This is a genomic window from Gemmatimonadales bacterium (genome assembly GCA_035502185.1).
Taxonomy (GTDB): Bacteria; Gemmatimonadota; Gemmatimonadetes; order Gemmatimonadales; family JACORV01; genus Fen-1245.
Genome location: DATJUT010000049.1, coordinates 1 through 4,678, shown reverse-complemented (window position 1 = coordinate 4,678; position 4,678 = coordinate 1). Strand labels below are relative to the sequence as shown.

4 protein-coding genes are annotated in these 4,678 nt (G+C 69.2%); 2 read left to right on the top strand and 2 right to left on the bottom strand.

The features are described 5' to 3' along the window. Positions 1 to 36: 36 nt before the first annotated feature. Both VMF70_06565 and VMF70_06560 read right to left on the bottom strand, forming a co-directional pair. Positions 37 to 2,391 (bottom strand): TonB-dependent receptor, encoded by a 2,355-nt coding sequence (locus VMF70_06565; GenBank protein HTT67673.1) that lies wholly within the window; start codon positions 2,389 to 2,391, stop codon positions 37 to 39. Continuing rightward, the gene (locus VMF70_06560; GenBank protein ID HTT67672.1) at positions 2,391 to 2,645 is read right to left on the bottom strand and encodes a carbohydrate porin; all 255 of its coding nucleotides are present in this window, start codon (positions 2,643 to 2,645) and stop codon (positions 2,391 to 2,393) included. The genes VMF70_06565 and VMF70_06560 overlap by 1 nt, the downstream gene beginning before the upstream one ends. Before the next feature lies 1 nt (position 2,646). On the opposite strand from VMF70_06560, the gene VMF70_06555 reads away from it, so the two are divergent. Both VMF70_06555 and VMF70_06550 read left to right on the top strand, forming a co-directional pair. Next, complete coding sequence (locus tag VMF70_06555; GenBank protein ID HTT67671.1) at positions 2,647 to 3,276, top strand: hypothetical protein; 630 nt, start codon at positions 2,647 to 2,649, stop codon at positions 3,274 to 3,276. A 56-nt stretch (positions 3,277 to 3,332) separates the two neighbouring features. Beyond that, positions 3,333 to 4,678: Nramp family divalent metal transporter (locus VMF70_06550; protein HTT67670.1), on the top strand; the 1,346-nt coding region annotated here is incomplete at its 3' end.

Below are 4,678 nucleotides of genomic sequence, written 5' to 3'. Positions count from 1 at the left end.
TGCCCATCGTCACCGGGTGGGGACGCCGGCTCTCGGTCAACGGTCGACGTCCAGCCGCAGCAGCAGAGTGCGGGGCCGGCCGATGGACGGGCCGCTGGTGAAGGCCCCCTTCAGCACGTAGTGGAGGTTGAAGAGGTTGTCGACAAAGACCGCGGGGCGCAGCGCCCGGCCCAGCACGCGGACGGTGCTGCCGGCACTCGCGTTGACGATGAAACTCGGCGGCACCTTCACGGCGGCGTTGAAGTCGAAGAGCCCGGTCCCGTTGACGGCGGCCGACGGATGGCCGTTGGTGAGACCGGAGCCGAAGATGCCGGTGGCGCCCGCATACCAGCGGCGGCGTTCATACGATAGGTTGCCCACGATCGAGAGCCGCTGGTCGTGGTCCAGATCATACCACCCGGTCGGATACGCCGTCGGCGAGAAGCCGCCGGTGATGGGTCCGTGCGCCGACGCGTGGGATAGGGCGACGTTCAAGTAGCCGCTGAGCGGGCCATCGGGGCGCACCGCAAGCACCGATTCCAGCCCCGTGATCCGGATCTTGGCCACGTTCACGTCCGCGGTCACCGCCGTGCCGGGGAGCGTGTTGTCGTCCACCCCCGGTGTGCTCTCCTTGTGATACGCGTCGAGCTTGAGCGACATGCCGGCGCCGGGCCAGCGGTGCACCAGTCCCACCTCGAAGAAGTGGTCGCGTTCCGGGTACGTGGGCTGCCCCGCCTGCCCTCCCTGGCCGGCGCTCGCCAGGACGTGGAAGTCCTCCACGGGGCTCGGCACGAAGAGGCGGCCGTAGTACAGCCACAGCGACGTCCGCGCGCTCGGGAAGAGATTGAGCCGGAGGCGGGGGCTGAGCTGGGTGGCGGAGCCCGCCAGCGGGGCGGTGTGCACGTCGTAGCGGAGCCCGGGTCGCAGTTCCCAGAACGGCGAGGGCTGGAAGCTCCCTTGCAGGTACAGGCCGACATCACCGCCATGGACGGGAGCATCGACCGAGGGCCCCGCCGCCCCTTGCGCATCCAGGCTCGCAAAGTGCTCGTGCGCGCCGACCAGGGAGGCATCGAAGCCGGTCTTGACCTGTAACGGTCCCGCGCTCGGCAGGAGCGCATCGAGCTTGATCCCCGTGGTGCTCGCCGTGCGGTCTTCGCTCACGTTGTACTGCGTCGTGTCGGGGTAGAACGTGAATTGTGGCGGCTCGCCCACCCCGGGCGTGTACCGCAAGGCGCTCTCGCGGTGATAAACGCCCACGAACAGTTCGCCGTCGGCCGGGCGCGCCCCCGACGCGTGGTGCCAGGCCAGGGTCGCAAAGCCGTTGCTTTCATGCTGCCGATCATCGAGCCGGATGCCGCCGGTGGAATCAAACGGGACCTCGAACTGGGTCGCCGAGACACTCAGGTCCAGGGTGATGAAATCACGGGCGCCCGCGGCATACTGCAGCTTCCCAAAGCCGTAGCGGTCGCTTCCCGTGTTGTGGAAGTTGATGGGCGCGCCCGTGCCGGCCGCCTGCATCACGGGCTCGCGCCACATGTCGGTGACACGCTGCGCGACCGAGCTGACGACGCCGAGCCGGCCCACATTGCCGCTCGCCAGCAGGGACAGGCCTGCGGCGCCGAACGACCCGGCATCGAGCGAGCCCTGAACACCGGCGCCGCCGACCGGAATCCGCGTATCGACATGCATGACCGCGGTGTTCCGGTTGCCGTACTCCGCATCCCACCCGCCGGTCTGAAACTCCATGCGATCGAGAATCGCGGGCGAGAAGACCTCGCTCAGGCTTCCCGAGATCCCTGGCGGGATGGGGATGCCGTCTACGTAGTACGTGAACTCATCGTGCTGACCGCGGATGTGCACTTCGCCGGTGGGTGCGCGGGCGGCGCCAGCCAACGCCTGCTGCACCGTCTGCGACGTCGTGGTCGCCGGAGAGCCGTGGTAGGTCTCCTGCTGAAAGACCTGATTGCCGGTCCGGGCGTCAACGGCCACCGGCGAGAGCGCCATCACGGTGATGCTGTCGAGTGTGAGCGCCGCGGGGACCAGGACGACGTCGATCGTGGTGTCGCCGTCGGCCAGGACGAGCCGCTGCGCCGCCGGACGAAAGCCGAGCCGGCGCACCTCGAGGGAGTACCCGCCCCGCTCGAGTCCACGCAGGGCGTAGCGACCCAGGGCGGACGTCGTCGTGGCCACCAGCACGTGCCCCTCGCGGACCAGCTGCACGTCGGCGCTGATCAACGGCTGCCCGGAACCGCTGTCGGTGACGGTGCCGTAGATGGCAGCGGCTGCCAGTCGCGTGGTGCGGGAGGATCCCGGCAACTCCTGCGCCAGGGTGCTCCTCGCAGCGCCGGCGGCGAGCACCATCGCGACGGCCGTCCGCCCGAGCCATCGAACGCTCGGGGTGCCCGTCGCCATCAATACCGCACGTTGAGTCGCAGGCCGAGCACGGTCGCCGGCCCGCGGTCGCGGTTGTAGCCGGGGTTCCAGATCTGCTGCAGATCGGGGTTGAGCTGGACGAACCGGCCGATCTGCAGCCGGTAGTGCGCTTCCAGGATGCGCTCGTGCCCGTAGTTCAGGCGCCCGTCGCCGAGCAGAAAGCCGCGCCCGCCCATCTCCAGGTACTCGCGGTGCAGCGAGGAGAGCGCGTGGTCGGCCAGGGCGACGGCCACGATGGACGCGCCGGCGCCGCCGCCGGACGCCCTGGACCCGGAGCCCCGCGCTGAGGTGGCGGTCAACCTCGGTGAAGACGAAGCTTTCGTTCCGGCCGTCCGACCACCCGTAGCGGGCGAACACGCCCGTCTCGCCCGCATCGGCCAGCGGCTGCTCGACGTTGAGGCCGAAACCGTGCTCGAAGCGGCCGGGTGCGTCGTCCGCTACGATGTTCGGCGGCTGCCCGGTCTGCTGCGCGATCCGGATCGCGTCGGCGTAACTCCCCATGCGAGCGTGGTTGAGGTAGCCGAGGAGCCGCAGCACGGTGCCGGCGCTTCCCGGCATCGCGGTCACTTCCACGGCATCGCCCTGCGCCTGCCCGAGGTCGCCGTCGAGCGTGTTTCCGCTGGCGTAGGTCGGCATCTGGAAGGCGGCCGCCCGCAGCGCCCAGCGCGGCGTGATCCAGGCGGCGGCGACGCCGATGGAGTAGCCGCGGGTGTCGGCCGGGTAGTCCCAGGCCGTGTTCTGGAACAGCGCCCAGTTCGTGAACTGGGTCGCCGGGAGCCGCGCGCCGAGGTAGGCGCCGAAGCCGGACAGGACGAGGACGGCCAGCAGGGCGGGGCGCATGGGGCCTGTAGTGTACCCACTTGAACAAATTTAGCAAGCGTGATCTTGCATTTTCGTCGCAACTAAACTACTCATCCCCCATGGCGGAGCCGGCGGTACGGCGGGACGGGGACGGGGCGCCCCCGCGCGGGGAGCCCGGCTGGCGGCGCGCGCGCCTCGCCCCGAGCCTCGCCGAGGTCTACCGCTCGATACCGGTCAGCGGGCGGGGCTGGTGGCGGAAGGCGCTGGCGTTCGCCGGACCCGGTTACCTGGTGGCCGTGGGGTACATGGACCCGGGCAACTGGGCCACGAGCATCGCGGGCGGCTCGGCGTTCGGCTATTCGCTGCTCAGCGTGATCATGATCTCGAACTTGGTGGCGATCCTGTTCCAGGCCCTCGCCGCCAAGCTCGGGATCGCCACCGGCCGGGACCTCGCCCAGGCGGTGCGCGACCACTACTCGCCGCGCGCGGTGATCTTCCATTGGGTCATCTGCGAGATCGCCATCGCCGCCTGCGACCTGGCGGAGGTCATCGGCTCGGCCATCGCCCTGAAGCTGCTGTTCGGCATCCCGATGGCGCTCGGGGTGCTGCTGACGGGCCTCGACGTCCTGATCGTCCTGTTCCTGCAGCATCGCGGCTTCCGGATGGTGGAGGCGCTCGTCGTCACCCTCATCGCGACCATGGGCGTCAGCTTCCTGTTCGAGATTATCCTCTCCAGGCCCGACATGGGGGCCGTGCTGGCGAGCTTCATCCCCTCGCCCGAGCTGGCCACCAACAAGGAGATGCTCTACCTCGCCATCGGCATCCTCGGCGCGACGGTGATGCCGCACAACCTGTATCTCCACTCGTCCATCGTGCAGACGCGGCGCTACGAGGAGACCAGCGCGGGCAAACGCGAGGCCATCCGCTACGCCACGCTCGACTCAACCGTGGCGCTGATGGGCGCGCTGTTCATCAACGGGGCCATCCTGGTGGTGGCGGCCGCCGTCTTCTATCGCGCCGGCCGGCACGACGTGGCGGAGATCCAGCAGGCCTACAAGCTCCTGACGCCGCTCCTGGGCGTTGGCGGCGCGAGCACGGTCTTCGCGCTGGCGCTTCTCGCTTCGGGTCAGAACTCCACCCTGACCGGGACCCTGGCCGGGCAGATCACGATGGAGGGTTTCCTCGACATCCGGCTGCGGCCATGGCTGCGGCGGCTGATCACCCGCGCGCTGGCCATCACTCCGGCGGTGATCGTGGTGTTCCTGTACGGCGAAAGCGGGACGGCGAAGCTCCTGATCCTCAGCCAGGTGGTGCTCAGCATGCAGCTCTCGTTCGCGGTGTTCCCGCTGGTGAAGTTCACCTCCGAGAAGGCCAAGATGGGCGAATTCGTCAACGCCCGGTGGCTGACGTGGCTGTCCTGGGCGGTTGCGTACTTCATCGCCGCGCTGAATGTTTGGCTCCTGAT

Bases quoted from the DNA above. Each gene is read 5' to 3' on its own strand.
- VMF70_06555 (HTT67671.1), top strand. From the start codon at position 2,647: ATGGACGCGCCGGCGCCGCCGCCGGACGCCCTGGACCCGGAGCCCCGC.
- VMF70_06565 (HTT67673.1), bottom strand. From the start codon at position 2,391: ATGGCGACGGGCACCCCGAGCGTTCGATGGCTCGGGCGGACGGCCGTC.